Origin of the sequence: Lacisediminihabitans sp. (assembly GCF_036404185.1) — a bacterium.
Classification (GTDB): Bacteria; Actinomycetota; Actinomycetes; order Actinomycetales; family Microbacteriaceae; genus Lacisediminihabitans.
In genome coordinates this window covers 1-2,679 of the sequence record NZ_DASWPB010000223.1, presented here as the reverse complement: position 1 = coordinate 2,679, position 2,679 = coordinate 1, and the positions used below count along the sequence as shown (strand labels likewise).

Here is a 2,679-nt window from a genome sequence, read left to right as displayed (position 1 = left end):
CGGCGATTGACGAGGATGAAGCACATCGTCCCGAGTCCTTGCGGGATGAGGAGCAGACCGGTGGCGAAGACCGAGTCGCCCCTGACCTGCTGGTAGAACAGCGGCAGCAGCAGCATGAGGGCGTAGAGCGAGAAGCCGCCGACGAAGGTGACCACGCTGCTGAGCCCGAAGCTGCGTCGGGCGAAGACACGCACATCCAGCAACGCGGGGCGTGTGGCGCGCAGCGCGTGCAGGACGAAGGCGGCGACGAGGACCACCCCGAGGGCGAGGGGGATCCAGACATCCGGAGCGGCGAAACCACCCGCTCCCGCCGCCTGGCTGATCCCGTAGGCGAGGGCGATGACTCCGGGGGTCAGCAGAACGAAGCCGAGGACGTCCAGCCGGTGGGAGCCGTCCTTCTGCCCGACGGGAAGGAAGAGGGGGGCGAGGACGAGGGCGACCAGGCAGATCGGGATGTTGACGAAGAACAGCCAGTGCCAGCCGACCGAGTCGATGATCGTGCCGCCGATGAGCGGGCCAAGGATCGGAGCGAGCTGCCCGATGAAGCCGATCGTCGCGATGGCCCGGCCGATCCTGTCCCGCCCTGCCGCTCGGGTGAGGATCGTGATCGTCACGGGAAGCACCATGCCGCCGCCGATGCCCTGGAGCACCCGGAAGGCGATCAGGGCGGGGAGAGACCAGGAGACCCCGCAGAGCAGCGAGCCGATCATGAAGGCGGCGACCGCGAACATCCACACCCGCCGGGTGCCGAATCGCTCGGATGCCCAGCCGGAGACCGGGATGACGGCGACGTAAGCCAGGAGGTAGCCCGTCACCACCCACTGGGTATCCGTGACCGAGGCGTGGAACGCGGTGTGGAGGTGATCGAGGGCGATGTTGACGATCGTGGTGTCGAGCAGGGTGGTGATCGCGCCGAGCACGAGCACGAGGCTGATGAGGGTGAGGCGGCGCTGGGAGACCGGTGCGGTGGCCGGGTTCGCCGTCGATGCGGAAGTTGTCATGTGGGTCACACTACACCGTGCAGTGCAATGACTACACCGGGGAGTAAGATCTGTTGCATGGCGGAGGAAATGCTCACGGTGACGCGGAGCCTGCGGGAGGGCTCGGCGCTCAAACGCGCCGCCGTGCTCGGCGCCGCGAGGGAGCTGTTCGCCACCGAGGGCTTCGAGCGCACCAGCATGGATGCGGTCGCCCTCCGCGCGCAGGTCTCTAAGCGCACCGTCTACGACTACTTCGGCGACAAGCGGACGCTCCTGCTCGCCGTGATCGAGGATGTGGCGCAGTCCCTCCTGGACGCCATCCGGTTGGCCATCCAGGCGCACCTCTCCGACGACGCGGGCATCGACGACCCGGTGAGCCTCGAGGCGGGCCTCGTCGGGTTCGCGACTCAGATCTCCAGCTCGACGATCGGGTCCTCGGACTACGCCGCCCTGATGAAGCTGCTGACCACGGAGGGGGCGGGCCTGTCCGAGTTGCGCGACCATCCCCTGTTCAGCGCTCCGGAGGACGCGATGGCCGAGCGCTTCGCCCACTTCACCCTGGTCGGGCTGCTCGACGCCCCCGATGCCCGGCTCGCCGCGGACCACTTCAATGCGCTCGCCTTCCTCCTCGTGCAGAACAATCAGGGAGCCCTCAGCAGCTCCGGTGCCATCGACGTCCGGCAGACGATCGCCGACGGCGTCCACGCCTTCATGCGCGCCTACACCCCCCGCTAAGCGGCGGCTTCCCCGCGCATCCGTTCCGCGCTCCCGTCCCCGGTTGTTCCCTCCGATCCCGCCGGCTTTGTTCCGAAATGACGGAGTTTCGGCACGAACTGGCCCCATATCCCGGCCAGAGCACCCCCTTTCCCGCAGAACTCCGTCATTTCGGAACCAACCGGCGGGAGCGGGAGGAGGCCGCAGAGGCGCGGATCGGTAGGGTGCCGGACCGCTACTCGGGGCTCTCGCCGCGGCCGTCCTTGAGCGCCCGGGTCAGTTCGTCGATCTGCCGTGCCAGGTCGGCGACCTGCCTGCGGGTCGCGGCCTGGCTCTCCTCGTCCTGCTGAGCGACCCGCTCGACGATCCACGAGGCGAGGGTGGCGGTCACGACGCCGATGAGCGCGATGCCGCCGAGCATCACCGCCACGGCGATCAGCCTGCCCTCATCCGTGACCGGGTAGACGTCGCCGTACCCGACCGTGGTGATGGTGACGAACGCCCACCAGATGGCCCGACCGAAGGTGGTGATGGATGCGCCGGGAGCGCCGCGCTCGGTGTCCAGCACCGCAAGCGCGCCGACGAAGACGAGCAGGAGCGCGGAACCCGCGGCGTAGACGACGACCCTGCCGCGCAGCGCCGTCCCCGCCGCCCGTTGCAGCACTCGAAGCAGCACGACGAGCCGCAGCAGCCGGAGGGGACGCAGCAGCGGCAGGGCGACGATCGCCAGATCGAAGAGGTGGGTGTAGAACCATCGCCAGCGCGGTCGGGCGAGGATGAGGGTGACCAGGTAGTCGACGATGAACACCGCCCAGGTCGCGTTGATGATGCTCTCCGCGGCGACGGCCGACGAGCCGGTCGGCTGGTCGATCACCTGCCAGGCGAAAACGCCGAGGAACAGCAGTGCGACACCGCTGAGCGGCCATTCCGTGTAGCGCCGCCACTGCGCCTGATCCATGGCTCCCATCGTAGGAGATGACGGATC

3 protein-coding genes are annotated in these 2,679 nt (G+C 68.5%); 1 reads left to right on the top strand and 2 read right to left on the bottom strand.

The window, feature by feature from the left end; all coding sequences use genetic code 11:
* On the bottom strand, positions 1-1,001 hold a 1,001-nt coding region (locus VGC18_RS15650), incomplete at its 3' end, for a DHA2 family efflux MFS transporter permease subunit (RefSeq protein ID WP_331099098.1).
* A gap of 57 nt (positions 1,002-1,058) precedes the next feature.
* Here VGC18_RS15650 and VGC18_RS15645 point away from each other — a divergent pair.
* Positions 1,059-1,715, top strand: coding sequence for a helix-turn-helix domain-containing protein (locus VGC18_RS15645; RefSeq protein ID WP_331099095.1), 657 nt, complete (start codon positions 1,059-1,061; stop codon positions 1,713-1,715).
* Positions 1,716-1,929: 214 nt separating this feature from the next.
* Here the strand turns inward: VGC18_RS15645 and VGC18_RS15640 are convergent, their stop codons facing one another.
* On the bottom strand, positions 1,930-2,652 hold the full coding sequence (locus tag VGC18_RS15640; RefSeq protein ID WP_331099093.1) for a potassium channel family protein: 723 nt from the start codon (positions 2,650-2,652) through the stop codon (positions 1,930-1,932).
* Positions 2,653-2,679 lie beyond the last annotated feature (27 nt).